This is a genomic window from Diaminobutyricimonas aerilata (assembly GCF_002797715.1).
GTDB classification, from domain to species: Bacteria; Actinomycetota; Actinomycetes; order Actinomycetales; family Microbacteriaceae; genus Diaminobutyricimonas; species Diaminobutyricimonas aerilata.
The window spans coordinates 1,872,630-1,885,987 of record NZ_PGFF01000001.1; the positions used below are offsets into that span (position 1 = coordinate 1,872,630).

At 70.6% G+C, this 13,358-nt stretch carries 11 protein-coding genes and 1 tRNA gene; 4 read left to right on the forward strand and 8 right to left on the reverse strand.

The genetic code is table 11. The annotated features are described in order from the left end of the window. Together CLV46_RS09025 and CLV46_RS09030 are read right to left on the reverse strand one after the other, a co-directional pair. A complete protein-coding gene (locus CLV46_RS09025; RefSeq protein ID WP_100364465.1) occupies window positions 1-732 on the reverse strand; it encodes an SDR family NAD(P)-dependent oxidoreductase in 732 nt (243 codons plus the stop codon). 20 nt (window positions 733-752) lie between these two features. Continuing rightward, window positions 753-1,358, reverse strand: a complete 606-nt coding sequence (locus tag CLV46_RS09030) for an ANTAR domain-containing response regulator (protein WP_100364466.1) — start codon at window positions 1,356-1,358, stop codon at window positions 753-755. A 38-nt stretch (window positions 1,359-1,396) separates the two neighbouring features. Here CLV46_RS09030 and CLV46_RS09035 point away from each other — a divergent pair. The 3 genes from CLV46_RS09035 (at window position 1,397) to CLV46_RS09050 (ending at window position 5,450) form a co-directional block, all read left to right on the forward strand. Further along, window positions 1,397-1,479, forward strand: a tRNA-Leu gene (locus CLV46_RS09035). Window positions 1,480-1,987: 508 nt separating this feature from the next. Continuing rightward, window positions 1,988-3,604 carry a glycoside hydrolase family 16 protein gene (locus CLV46_RS16670; protein WP_157802278.1) on the forward strand — a complete coding sequence of 539 codons (1,617 nt, stop codon included), beginning with the start codon at window positions 1,988-1,990 and terminating at the stop codon, window positions 3,602-3,604. A gap of 295 nt (window positions 3,605-3,899) precedes the next feature. Next, entirely contained in the window at window positions 3,900-5,450 is a 1,551-nt protein-coding gene (locus tag CLV46_RS09050; RefSeq protein WP_157802279.1) for an HNH endonuclease signature motif containing protein, read from the forward strand. 191 nt (window positions 5,451-5,641) lie between these two features. On the opposite strand, the gene CLV46_RS09055 is transcribed toward CLV46_RS09050, so the two are convergent. From CLV46_RS09055 to CLV46_RS09070, 5 genes are all read right to left on the reverse strand, one after another. Continuing rightward, complete coding sequence (locus CLV46_RS09055) at window positions 5,642-6,694, reverse strand: Gfo/Idh/MocA family protein (RefSeq protein WP_100364470.1); 1,053 nt, start codon at window positions 6,692-6,694, stop codon at window positions 5,642-5,644. Between the two features lie 65 nt (window positions 6,695-6,759). Then, window positions 6,760-7,008, reverse strand: a complete 249-nt coding sequence (locus CLV46_RS09060) for a zinc-ribbon domain-containing protein (RefSeq protein ID WP_100364471.1) — start codon at window positions 7,006-7,008, stop codon at window positions 6,760-6,762. A gap of 283 nt (window positions 7,009-7,291) precedes the next feature. Next, window positions 7,292-9,091, reverse strand: coding sequence for a thiamine pyrophosphate-requiring protein (locus CLV46_RS09065; RefSeq protein WP_100364472.1), 1,800 nt, complete (start codon window positions 9,089-9,091; stop codon window positions 7,292-7,294). Window positions 9,092-9,095: 4 nt separating this feature from the next. Then, complete coding sequence (locus tag CLV46_RS17055; RefSeq protein WP_281253566.1) at window positions 9,096-9,221, reverse strand: hypothetical protein; 126 nt, start codon at window positions 9,219-9,221, stop codon at window positions 9,096-9,098. A 60-nt stretch (window positions 9,222-9,281) separates the two neighbouring features. Beyond that, window positions 9,282-10,079 (reverse strand): SDR family oxidoreductase, encoded by a 798-nt coding sequence (locus CLV46_RS09070; RefSeq protein ID WP_100364473.1) that lies wholly within the window; start codon window positions 10,077-10,079, stop codon window positions 9,282-9,284. Window positions 10,080-10,202: 123 nt separating this feature from the next. Between CLV46_RS09070 and CLV46_RS09075 the strand changes: the two genes are divergently transcribed. Then, the gene (locus CLV46_RS09075; RefSeq protein WP_100364474.1) at window positions 10,203-11,837 is read left to right on the forward strand and encodes a RecQ family ATP-dependent DNA helicase; all 1,635 of its coding nucleotides are present in this window, start codon (window positions 10,203-10,205) and stop codon (window positions 11,835-11,837) included. Window positions 11,838-11,892: 55 nt separating this feature from the next. Here the strand turns inward: CLV46_RS09075 and pyk are convergent, their stop codons facing one another. After that, the gene (gene pyk / locus CLV46_RS09080) at window positions 11,893-13,341 is read right to left on the reverse strand and encodes a pyruvate kinase (protein WP_100364475.1); all 1,449 of its coding nucleotides are present in this window, start codon (window positions 13,339-13,341) and stop codon (window positions 11,893-11,895) included. Window positions 13,342-13,358 lie beyond the last annotated feature (17 nt).

The following is a 13,358-nucleotide window of genomic DNA, read 5'->3' on the forward strand; positions in this document are numbered from 1 at the left end:
TCACACCTGCGGGACGCGCTCCTCGGGATCCTCGCCGCGCGCGGCGCGCCCGCCGTCGACGGGCACGACCGCGCCGGTCACGAAGCGGGCGGCGTCCGAGAGCAGGAACGCGACGACATCCGCGACCTCGGCACCCACGCCGACGCGCCCGAGCGGGTGGACCGCCTCGAGCGCGGGACGCAGGGACTCGTCGAAACGCTCGGTCTCGATGGATCCGAGCGCCACGGCGTTGACCCGGATGCCGTGCCGACCGTAATCCACCGCTGCCGCGCGCGTCAGCCCCTCGATGGCGGCCTTCGCGGTCGCGTAGGGCGCGGCGCCCGCGACGGCGCGCTGAGCCTGGTGGGACGACACGTTCACGATGGACCCGGGCACGCCCGTCGAGAGGAACCGTCGCACGGCCAGCGCCGATCCGACCACCGTCGGCGCGAGGTTGGCCTGCACGAGGGCGAGCACGGCCGCCGGATCGCGGTGCAGGTCCGCATCGCGGAAGACCGCTGCGTTGTTGACCCAGCCGTGCAGCGGCGCGAGCTCGGCTGCCGCGTCGATCGCGCGCTGCACGTCGACCGCCGCCGAGGCGTCACCGTCGATCACGACGCCGTGCGGGCCGAGCGGGCGCACGTCGTCCGGCCGCGCCTCGAGCACGACGACGGCGTCACCGCGGGCGATCAGCAACTCGGCGATGGCCCGGCCCACACCACGACCGCCTCCGGTCACGACGTGAGAGCGCATCCTTCGCCTCGAGATGAGCGCTACTTCTTCGGCGCGAGCTGCTCGATGATCGCCTGGGCGACATCGTGCATGGTGAGGCGCCGATCCATCGACGCCTTCTGGATCCAGCGGAACGCCTCCGGCTCGGACAGCCCCATCTTCTCGTTGAGGAGGCCCTTCGCCCGGTCCACGAGCTTGCGGGTCTCGAAGCGCTCGACCATGTCGGCGACCTCGGCCTCGAGGGTCACGATCTGCTGGTAGCGGCTGAGCGCGATCTCGATCGCGGGCAGCAGGTCGTTCGGGGTGAACGGCTTGACGACGTAGGCGAGGGCACCGGCCTCGCTCGCCCGCTCGACGAGCTCCTTCTGGCTGAAGGCGGTGAGCAGCACGACGGGGGCGATGTGCTCCTTGGAGAGCCGCTCCGCAGCGGAGATGCCGTCGAGCTGGGGCATCTTGACGTCCATGATCACGAGGTCCGGGCGGAGCTCGGTCGCGAGCTGCACGGCGGTCTCTCCGTCGCCGGCCTCACCGACCACGTCGAACCCGTTGTCGCGGAGCGTCTCCACGATGTCGAGACGGATGAGGGACTCGTCCTCCGCGACGACGACGCGACGGGGAGGGGTGCTGCTGACGTCGGAATCACTCACGGCAGAAGCCTACGGTATGGTTTCGATCGATCGTGCTGGCCGGATTGGCGGAATGGCAGACGCGGAGCACTCAAAATGCTTTGTCCGAGAGGGCGTGTGGGTTCGAGTCCCACATCCGGCACCGTGACTCTTCCCGTCACCCGCCCGCGGGTCGCCCAGGATCGCGCTCTCACGGACGCGTGATACGGTACGACCCGGATCGCGTGCCCGACCCGACCCCGATGGGCCGCGATGCTGATGGCCGCGCGGAAATGCGTGGTCGCGACACGATGGAAGGGAACAGTGTGGGCCCGAGTCCCACATCCGGCACCGCTCTGCGCGTCGCCGGTGAGGACCCGGAACCGGCCGTTTCGCACGGCCTCCACCACGTGACTCGATAGGCGAGGCCGGTGCCACCGGCCGGTCGCTCGACGTCCGGCGCCCTTCTCCCCGATGCACCCCGCCCTCCGCGTCACGCCCCGCGGTGGATTCGAGTAGCGCCCCTGACGCCCCGGGGCGACGGCGTTTCATAACAGTTCGGTGGAGTCTTTTCAATTTCCCTGGACAAATTCGTTGTCGTATGATCGCCGCTTCCCTCGTCCGGAGCCACCGCGATCCCCGCACCGGCTCAACGAATCTGGAGAGTACCTTTGACCCGCACTATCGGGAACTTACGCCCGACGCTCGTCGTCGCGGCCCTCATCACGGCTGTCGCAGCTCCGGCGGTCCCCGCCGCAGCGAGCGCGGCGACCGTTCCGACCACGAGAGCACAAGCCACCGCAGCGCCCGCCGCGGCGTCCGCGACCCTCGTCCCGTTCGGCTCGAGCTGGCGCTACTCGCGAGAGACGACCGCCCCGCGGTCGACCGCGTGGAAGCGCAACACGACCGACTGGGCGACCGGACGGGCGCCGTTCGGAGCCGGTTCGGCGACCGGCACGCTCGCGACCAAGCTGCCGGACTCGATGACGCCGAAGCCGCTGGCGACCTACTTCCAGCGTTCCTTCCGTCTCGACACGATCCCCGCCGGGGGCGTGCAGCTCACCACGTGGGCTGACGACGGCGTCGTGGTCTACGTCAACGGCACGGAGGTGCTGCGCAGCAACGTCAGCGGCGCCCCGAAGCACGAGGGCTGGTGGGCCCAGTCCGCGCCGACCTCGTCGAAGGCGCGCGCCAAGCTCGTGACCGCCACCATCCCGGCGTCGGCGCTCAACGAGGGCCACAACATCGTCGCCGCGCAGGTGCAGTCGAACTACCGCAGCACGCCGAACCTCACCTTCGATGCGCAGCTCGTCTCCACCGGAGCCGCAGCGGCCCCGCCGTCGCAGCCGGCTCCGCCGCAGCCTGCACCGCCGCGGCCCGCACCGCCGCAGCCCGCTCCGCCCGCCCCCACTCCCCCGGTCGGCGGTCCCGAGATCCTTCCGTCGCCCGGTAACGCCGCCAAGTGGGGCGAGCCCACGTGGCGCGACGAGTTCACCTACATCGACCCGAAGACCGGCAAGCCGGCCGTCGACCCGACCAAGTGGAACGTGCGCGACAGCTCCGAGATGGGTCTGTTCATGGACGCGGCCAAGGTCGACTCCGGCCAGGTGTCGGTCGACGACAAGGGCATCGCCCACCTGCGCGCCGACTGGCTCGGCTCGCCCATCTCGCGTCCGCATCCGACCTGGCCCGACGTGGTGACCCACAAGACCGGGTACATGGATCAGCGCACGCTGAACGCCGGCGACGTCTCACGCACGCAGCGCTGGGGCCGCTGGGAGATGCGCGCCCAGGTTCCGGTCGGTCCGAAGACCTACGGTGCCCTCGCGGCGTTCTGGCTGCGCAACTCCAAGAGCGGTGAGATCGACATCATGGAGGCCTGGGGCTACAACGAGAAGGCCGCTCCCGGCGGCCAGCGCATCGGAAGCTCCACCACCACCGTGCACAACGACACGATGAACATCGAGCCCGACCGGCTCATCCGTCACCACGTCGACGGCGGCGGTCCGAGCGAGGTGCACAAGGAGTTCCACGTCTGGGCCTTCGAGCTCATGCCCACGTACGCCGCGGTCTACGTCGACGACGTGCGCGTGATGTACGAGACGCCGCAGAGCTACCCCGACCTGTGGAACGAGGCCTACTTCGGCTCGCCGTTCCACATGCGCCTCAACCTGCACGTCGGACCGTCGGCTCAGTACTGGGGCCTTCCTGACCCGGCTCACAAGGACTGGACGCAGAACCTCGACTACAAGGTCGACTACGTGCGCACCTGGTCCGTCGCGGGCTGAACCACCTCGAGATGACCGTCGCCCGACGGTGCGCTCACGGCGCATCGTCGAGCAGCGGATGGCCGGCGGCCGCGCGGATTCGCGCGGCCGCCGGTCTCGTCATGGTGACCAGTCCGGTTCCGCTCGTCGAGCACGCTGCGCGCGGCGGAGAACCTGGTCGCTGAGCCTGTCGAAGCGACGCACCGAACCACCTGCACCACTCCTCCACAAGCGGGTCATGTCGCATTTTTCGACAGCGAAACGCGCCGTTGACCGGGGGAAACGTAATGTCGGTGGTTGCGTTCACACTCTTCATATGGACGAAGCAGCGGCGCTGATCGAGCAGGCGGAACACCTCCTGCGCCGTGCCGCCGCCCTCCCCATCGAGCAGCTCACCGACACGGCCCTGTGCGACCTGACCGGCCGTGTTGAACAGGCGGGACGTCTGATCGACGCGCTCCGAGTCAGCGCCGCGGGTGAAATCGCGGAACGCTCCCGCCCCGAACTTCGCACCGAGGCGCTCGCGTACCGGCACGGGTGCGCCCGCCCCGCCCACCTGATCGAACGCATCACGCGCATCTCCCAGGCCGAGGCCGCGCGGCGGATCCGCCTCGCGAGCGCGCTTCGGGCGCGGGTGGCGCTGTCCGGGGAGGTGCTGTCCGCGACCCGTCCGGTGGTGGCGGATGCCGTGCGGAGTGGGCGGATCGGTGTGGAGTCGGCCGGGCACATCGTCCGCATCCTCGACAGCGCCGACACCGCCACGCCCACTCAACTCGAGAAGGCCGAGCGGATGCTCGTGGAGGCGGCCGAGGTCGACTCCGCCGATCTGGTGAAGACCCAAGCCGTGGTGTGGAGGGAGTACTTAGACCCGGACGGTGCCCGCCCCCGCGACGAGGTCCTCCGGGCGCAACGGCGGTTCTCGATCGGACGGGAAGTGAACGGGATGACCCCGTTCACCGGCATCGCCGACCCGCTCTCCGCCGGACTCCTCCGCGCCGCGATGGCCGAAGGAACCGCCCCCGACCGGCAACCACGGTTCCTGAGCGACGAGGACCTCGACCCGAGCGACCCGAGCCTCGATCCGCGGACGCGGGATCAACGTCAGTTCGACATCCTCATCGGACTGGTGACGGCGGGCGTTCGGGCTCCGGGCGGGTCGTTGCGGCCGGCCGCGATGGTGAACATCATCGTCCGCGCCAAAGACCTTGACACCGGTCGCGGGGCGGCGTGGATCGACGACGTGTCAGAACCGATCAGCGCCTTCACCGCCCGCACCCTCATGTGCGACGCCGACACGAGCACCATCGTGCTCGGCTCGAACGGCGAAGTGCTGCACCTCGGCCGACGGGAACGGCTGTTCACCCCCGCGCAACGCCGCGCCCTGGCCGTCCGGGACGGTGGATGCGTGTGGCCGGGCTGCACCGCACCACCATCGTGGTGCCACGCCCACCACCTCCTCGAATGGGAACACGGCGGCCCCACCGACCTCGACAACGGGGTGCTGCTGTGCGCGGCGCACCACCACATGCTCCACAACACCGGCTACCGGATGGAGACGATCCGCGGGAAACCCCACCTCCTCACACCACCCCACATCGACCCCCACAACAATGGCGACCACTCGGCCGACAACGCGCCACCCAAACACCCGCCACCGCCGCACGCTCCGGCTGAGCGCGAGCCGCACCGCTCGGCCCGCCTGGGTGCGTCGGGTGCCCCGGGTGCCGGCTTCCTGCCTACCCCTGGGCGCTCTGCCCCGGCACCCCCGCTGCCGCCGGCGCTGCGGATGCTGCGGGTGCCGACGACGGGCCGCCGACTTCCCCGGTCGCAACGGCCGCCGCTTGCGCAGGCTCGCGGAATCCGATGATGGCGAGCACCACCCCGAGCACCACCACGGGGGCGGTGAAGAGGATCGCGATCGGCCGCGCCGTCAGCGTGACGGCGGCAACGGCGTAGAACAGCGCGGACGCGGCCAAGACCACCCCGATGGCGATGCAGACGCGCGCGCCGAGTGTTCGCCTGGCCGCACCGGATGAGGGAGTTCGCATGAGCGGAACTCTACTCAGACGGCGTCCCCACGCGCAGGACGTCGACGAACCGCCCGGTCGCCGCGGACCGGTACATCGCCTCGACTCCCGCGACCGCCGCGGCCGCGGGTCGGCCGGGCGCGAGGTTCGGCCCCTCACCCCGGATGAGGTCCACGAACGCGCGTGCCGGAGCCTCGGCGGGATATCCCGGTTCGTCGTTCCGCGGACCCACGTGCCGAGTCACGCCGTCCTCGCGCCAGAGCCACGCGCGACCGAACGCGAGGTCCACCTCCACCGTCCCTCGCTCCCCGAGCAGACGCACGCGGTGCCGCACCGGCGTCTCACCGGGGACGGTCCCCGTCGACGAAGCGACGCCGAGCACTCCCCCACGCAACCGGAACGTCATCGCATCCACGACATCCACGTCGAGTCCGCGGTCGTCGGTGAAGGCCGCCACCCGCTCGAACTCCGAGTCGGTGAGCCAGGTGAGCATGCCGAGCGCGTGCGTGAGCTGCACGTTGCCCTGCCCTCCCCCGTTCTCCGGCGAGTAACCGGACGGATGCTGCTCGTCCGGCGCATCCGCGTCGTCCTCACCCGCGAAGAGCCGCTCCGTGCCCGACGAGAACTCGATCACCACCTGCACGAGGTCACCGATGTCGCGCCCGACCCATTCCTTCGCCGCCTGCGCGGCACGGGTGTACTGGGCGGTGTACCCCATCGTCAGTTCGACACCGCGCTCCTCGGCGAGGCTCACGAGTCCATACGCGTCCTCCGCACGCACGGTCAGCGGTTTCTCGACGAGCACCGGCACATCCCGCTCGAGCAGGGCCCGCACGGTGTCGGCGTGGGCCGACGCCGGGGAGGCCACCACGGCACCGTCCGGTACCACGCGCTCGAGCAGCTCGCCGACATCAGCGACCGCGATCTCGATGCCGTGTCCTCGCCGCACCTTGTCGCGCCGATCCGCATCGGGCTCGACGATCGCGGTCACCACCACCCGGGGATCGGACGTCAGGCTCGGCAGGTGATAGCTCGTCGCCCACCAGCCGGCACCGATGAGGGCGATGGATGTGGTCCGTTCCATGCCCGCAGGCTAGGGGGCTCCGCACCACCTCGGCGTCGCCGCGCAGCCGTTTCGGAGGGAGCCCGTCACGCCCGCGAGGCGGCCCACTGCTGGGCGTGCGCCGCCTGCTCGCGACTCAGCGGTGTCACGCCGCCGCAGTTCGAGCATTCCACAAAGTACTTCGTGGAGACACGGAACAGGGGCACGAAGAACAGCGTGAAGCGGTTGACCCGCCGGTAGACCTGCTGAGAGGCGTGCACGCCGCAGAAGTTGCAGATGAACGACACGAGCAGCATCGCCTCGAGCCTCGCGGTGGTTCCGAAGAGCAGGATCATTCCGGCACGCTAACCGCCGCACGCCCGTCCGCCGTGGTCGGATGCCCGATGCCCCGCGGATCCTCAGCTGTGAACCGGCGCGATGGAGGGGTGATGGGGTACCGGCCCGGGGGTCCTGACCCCACCCCCGGGCCGGGAGGCCGGGCGCCGTAGACAGCGACTCCCATGCGGTCGAACCTCCCCCAAGGTCGCCCGCGTCCTCGGAATGCATTCAACCGGTTGATCCCGCGAAACACAATGGTGCTGTACCCCGCTGGGTGGAATCCGGTGGTCGAGGGTGCAGTCAGCCGCCGTAGCGCGAGGACTCGTGCCCGGCATAGAGCTCCAGCAGCTCGAGGGCGTGAACGGCCGCATCGCCTTCCCGGCGGAGAGCGTCGCGCATGCCGGCGAGTTTCGCCGCTCCGCCGGGGAACGGCGGCAACAGCGGCACTGCCGGATCCGTGTGCACGTGCAGCACGGTGGGGCGGTCGGCGTCGAGCGCCTCCCGCCACGCCTCCGCCAGTCGCACCGGATCGTCGACCTCGATGCCGTGCATCCCGAGCAGTTCGGCGTACCGGGCGTACGGGACGCTCGGCAGCGCCTGGGACTCCTCGAAGCGCGGCTCCTGCTCCATCTCCCGCTGCTCCCAGCTGACCTCGGCGAGATCGCCGTTGTCGAAGACGCACAGCACGAAGCGGGGGTCGGTCCACCGTGTCCACAGTCGGGACAGGGTGACCAGTTCGGCGAGACCGAGCATCTGGGTAGCACCGTCGCCGGCCAGCGCCACGACGGGGCGGTCGGGGGCCGCGAGCTTCGCCGCGATGCCGTAGGGCACCGCGCAGCCCATGCTCGCGAGGGTGCCCGAGATGTGGGCGGATGCGCCGGCCGGCAGGTCGAGCTGACGCGCGTACCAGTACGCGCAGCTCCCCACATCGACGGCGACCATCGCGTCGCCGGGGAGGAGCGGTCGCAGCTCCGCTGTGACGCGCTCCGGGTTGATCGGAGCCGCCGGTGTCGCGGCGCGCTCGTCGCGGATCTGCCGCCACTCGCGCACGCGCAGCTCCACCGTGTCACGCCACTCGCCGACGCGGGCGGGCGCCTCATCGAGCAGCCGCTCGAGCGCCTGCAGGGTGAGGGCGGCGTCGCCGACGAGTCCGACCTCGATCGGGTATCTGTCGCCCATGCGCCGGCCGTCGATGTCGATCTGCACCGCCCGTGCTGCGCCGGGTGGCGGGTAGAACTCCGTCCACGGGCTGTCGCACCCGACGATGAGCAGCGTGTCGCACTCGGAGAGCAGTTGTCCGCTCGCGGTCGTGCCGAGGTGCCCCATCGTGCCGGCGGCGAACGGGAGCGTCTCGTCCACGTGCGGTTTGCCGAGCAGGCTCGTGACGATCCCGGCACCCAACCGCTCCGCGATCCGCACGACCTCGTCGCGCGCCCCCGCAGCGCCCTGACCGACGAGGAGCATCGGACGGGAGCCGGCGGTGAGCACGTCGACCGCCTGGCGCACGTCGTCGTCGTGCGGCAGCACGCGCGGGGGTCGCCAGTCGACCGCCGTCGCGATGACGCCGTGTTCGTGAGGCAGATCGGCCTCGGGCTCCTGCTGGATGTCGTGCGGGATGATGACGACGGCCGGCGATCGGGTCGCGAACGCGGCGCGCACCGCGCGGTCGACCACCATCGGGACCTGCTCCGCCGAGGCGACCGTCTGCACGAACTGGGCGGCGACGTCCGCGAAGACGTGCTGCAGGTCGATCTCCTGCATGTACCCGGACCCGAGCACCGACGTCTTCTGCTGCCCGACGATCGCAACAACGGGCACGTGGTCGAGCTTCGCGTCGTACAGCCCGGTGAGCAGGTGGACGGCTCCCGGGCCCTGCGTGCTCGTGACGACGCCGAGCCGGCCGGTGAACTTCGCGTGACCCACGGCCATGAAGGCCGCGCTCTCCTCATGGCGCGCCTGCACGAACTCGACGTCGGAGGAGCGGCGGAGCGCCCCCATCACGCCGTTGATGCCGTCGCCGCTGTACCCGAAGACGCGATCGACGCCCCACTCGTGCAGGCGGGCGATGAGGGCGTCGGAGACGGTTCGCTCCCCCGCCATCGACTCAGGCGGTGGTGTCGTCGTCGTCGCCCTCTGCCTGCGAGGGCTTGCCGCCCTCCGGCTGCACGGCGTGCTCCCGGTCCTGGTCGTCGATGTCGAGGTCGGGCTGGGGCTTGTCGTTGGAATCCATGGCGTTCTCCTTCTCGGTGGTGCGGATCGTCCCCGGCGCTCGGATGCCCGGGGTCGCGGGTCAGGCCTCGCGCCAGTCGTCGCTCGTGATGTGCGATCCGCCCTGCGGACCCATCTGGAGCATGCCGCCGTCGACGGCCCACGACGCTCCGGTCACGTAGCTGGCGGCGGGTGAGGCGAGGAAGGCGATGACGGAGGCGATCTCGCGAGCGTCGCCGGGGCGGCCGAGCGGCACGCCGGGGCGGTGGGTGCCATGCGGATCCTCGTCCTCCTGGCCGGTCATCGGAGTCGCGATCTCGCCCGGCGCGACCGAGTTCGCGGTGATCCCGTGCTGTCCGAGTTCGAGCGCGATCGTCTTGATCAGTCCGCCGAGACCGTGCTTCGCGGCGTCGTACGCGCTCGATCCGACACGCGGCTGGTGCTCGTGCACGCTCGTCACCGCGATGATCCGGCCACCGCGACCTGCCGCGACCATGCGTCGCGCGGCAGCCTGGATGGCGACGAAGGCACCATCGAGGTCGGTGGCCATCGTGTGCCGCCACTGCTCGAGGGTCATCTCGAGCAGTGGCGCGTTGTCGCCGGTCCCGGCGTTGTTGACGAACACGTCCACCCCGCCGAGCTCCTCCGCGAGCCGATCGACCGCCTGGCCGACCGTCTCGAGTTGCGTCGTGTCGAGGCGGGCGACCACGGCGTTGCGGCCGTGGGAGCGCACCTCCTCGGCGGTCGCCTGCGCTCCCGCCTCGTCGTCGAGCCAGGTCACCCCCACATCCATGCCCGCAGCCGCGAGCGCGACGGCCGTGGCCTTGCCGATGCCCGAGTCGGATCCGGTGACGATGGCGGTGCGGGGTGCGAAGTCCATGTTCCGATCCTCATCGTGCCGGTCGTGCGGCGCAGCCGGTGCGGGCTACTCACAGGGAGCCCTGAGCCGATGTCCACCGTGCACGGAAGCACGGTTATGGTGGCGGCCGACGGAAGGGCACGGATGGCGCGGCGAACAGCCTCACGGGGGGACCGGATCGACGAGGCCGCTCGCGTGCGGTGGGGATGGGATCGGCTGAGGCCACCGCAGCGGGAGGCGATCGAAGCCGCCCTGGAGGGCCGGGACGTTCTCGCGGTCATGCCCACGGGGTCGGGCAAGTCCGCCATCTACCAGGTCGCCGCGACACTCGTTCCCGGCATCACCGTCGTCGTCTCCCCGCTCATCGCCCTGCAGCAGGATCAGCTCGCCGGCATCGAAGACGCCCCGGACGCTCCCCGCGCCACGGTCATCAACTCCCACGTGCCGGCCGGACGGCTCGAGGAGTCGTGGCGCGACATCGAGGCGGGCGAGATCGAGTACGTGCTGCTCGCCCCCGAGCAGCTCGTCAAAGAGGACGTGCTCGCACGCCTCAAGCGGGCAGAGGTGTCCCTGCTCGCCATCGACGAGGCGCATTGCGTGTCGGTGTGGGGGCACGACTTCCGTCCGGACTACCTCGAACTCGGCACCGCCCGGCGGGCCCTCGGCAACCCTCCGGTGATCGCGCTCACCGCGACCGGCTCGGCCCCCGTCCGCGACGACATCATCGCTCGGCTCGGCATGAACGACCCGCTCGTCATCGCGACCGGGTTCGACCGCCGCAACATCCGCCTCTCCGTCGAGCGCCACACCACCGCATCCGAGTCGCGGCAGGCCGTGCTGGACGACATCGTCGCGCTGCCGAAACCGGGACTGCTCTACGTCGCGACGCGGGCCGACACGACGCGCTACGCCGAGGCGCTCGAGGAGCTCGGCATCACGGCGCTCGGCTACCACGGCGGAATGAGCGCGCGAGACCGGAAGAGGGCGCACGAGCGCTTCCGCGACGACGAGGTGGAGGTCGTCGTCGCGACCGCCGCGTTCGGCATGGGCATCGACAAGCCGAACGTGCGCTTCGTCGTGCATGCCGCGGTGCCGGACTCCCTCGACGCGTACTACCAGGAGGTCGGCCGGTCGGGCCGCGACGGCCAGGATGCGCAGGCTCGCCTGCACTACCGGCCGGAGGACCTCGGGCTGCGCCGCTTCTTCGCCGCGAAGAACCCGTCGGCCGGCCAGCTGCGCCGGGTGATCGGCACGCTGCAGTACGCCGACGCGGTCGTGTCGGTCGCCGACCTCGCCGAACGGCTCGAGCTGACCCGGCGTCGCGTGGGCGGGCTCCTCGACCTCGTCGAACAGGCCGGCCGGTTGCGACGCAGTGCCCGCGGGGTGCGGTTGCGGGCGGGCGCCGATGTCGAAGAAGTCGTGGCCGAGGCGATCGCCGCGGCGGAGCAACGGGAGCGGATCGACGGCAGCCGCATCGAGATGATGCGCGGCTACGCCGAGACGGACCGCTGCCGCCGCGAGGTGCTGCTGGCCTACTTCGGTGAGGAGTTCACGCCGCCGTGCGACCGCTGCGACGTCTGCGAGCGGGGATCGGGACCGGAACACCACGAGGCCGACGGTCCGTTCGCCGTGCAGTCGGCGGTACGCCACGCCCTGTGGGGCGACGGCACGGTCATGAGCACCGAGGACGACCGCATCACCGTGTACTTCGAGGCCGAGGGCTACAAGGTGCTCTCCCTCGACGCGATCGAGGAGCACGACCTGCTCGAGCAGGTGTGAGACGACGAGACCCGGCCCGCGGTGCGGCGGACCGGGTCTCGATCGGCGGAGCGGATCAGTGGCTCGACTCCCACGCCGGCGCTGCGGCGTTGATCGCATCGCCGATGCGGTGCACGCGCAGGTCGTTGGTCGACCCGGCGATGCCGGGAGGGGAACCGGAGATCACGACGACCTTGTCGCCGACCTCGGCGAGCCCGGCGTTCATGAGGTGCTCGTCGACCTGGCGGTACATCGCGTCGGTGTGGGTCACCCGGTCGACGAGGAACGACTCGATGCCCCAGGTGAGGGCCATGCGGCGCTGGGTCGCGGCGTCCGGGGTGAACGCCTTCATCGGGATGCGGTAGCGCAGGCGCGACATCCGTCGTGCGGAGTCGCCGGACTCGGTGAAGACGCACACGTACTTGGCGTCGACGAAGTCGGCGACCTCCGCCGCGGCGAGCGTGATGGCACCGCCCTGGGTGCGCGGCTTCGTGCCGAGCGGCTGAATGCGCTCGAGCCCGTGCTCCTCGGTGGACTCGATGATGCGGGCCATCGTCTGCACGGTGATGACGGGGAACTCGCCGACGCTCGTCTCGCCCGAGAGCATGACCGCGTCCGCGCCGTCGAGCACCGCGTTGGCGCAGTCGGACGCCTCGGCGCGCGTCGGGCGCGGGCTCGAGATCATCGACTCCAGCACCTGGGTGGCGACGATGACGGGCTTCGCCATCCGACGGCACAGCTCGACCGCGCGCTTCTGCACGATCGGCACGGCTTCGAGCGGGAGCTCGACGCCGAGGTCGCCGCGGGCGACCATGACGCCGTCGAAGGCGTCGATGATCTGCTCGAGGTTGTCCACGGCCTGCGGCTTCTCGATCTTCGCGATGACGGGGACCTTGCGTCCCTCCTCGGCCATGATCTCGTGCACCCGGTCGACGTCGGAGGCGTCGCGCACGAACGACAGCGCGATGTAGTCGGCTCCGAGCTTGAGGCCCCAGCGCAGGTCCGCCTCGTCCTTCTCGGAGAGTGCGGGCACGTTCACGGCCACGCCGGGCAGGTTGATGCCCTTGTTGTTCGACACGGGGCCGGGCACGACGACCTCGGTCGTCACGACGGTTCCGTCGGTCTCGAGCACGCGCAGCGTGACCTTGCCGTCGTCGATGAGCAGGGGGTCGCCCGGCTTCACATCGTTCGGGAGGCCCTTGAACGTGGTGCCCGAGAGCTCCTTCGTGCCCACGACGTCCTCGATCGTGATCTTGAAGATGTCGCCCTGGGCGAGGTCGTACGGTCCGCCCTCGAACTTGCCGAGGCGGATCTTCGGACCCTGCAGGTCGACGAGCACCGCGACCGGCTTGCCGGCATCCTCGGCCGCCTTGCGCACGTTGGCGTAGACGCCCTCGTGCACGTCGTAGCTGCCGTGGCTGAGGTTCATGCGGGCGACGTTGACGCCCGAGTCGATGATGGCCCGGATGTCCTCATAGGTCGAGGTCGCGGGGCCGAGCGTGGCCACGATCTTGGCGCGTCTCATGGTGTCCTTCGTGGTGG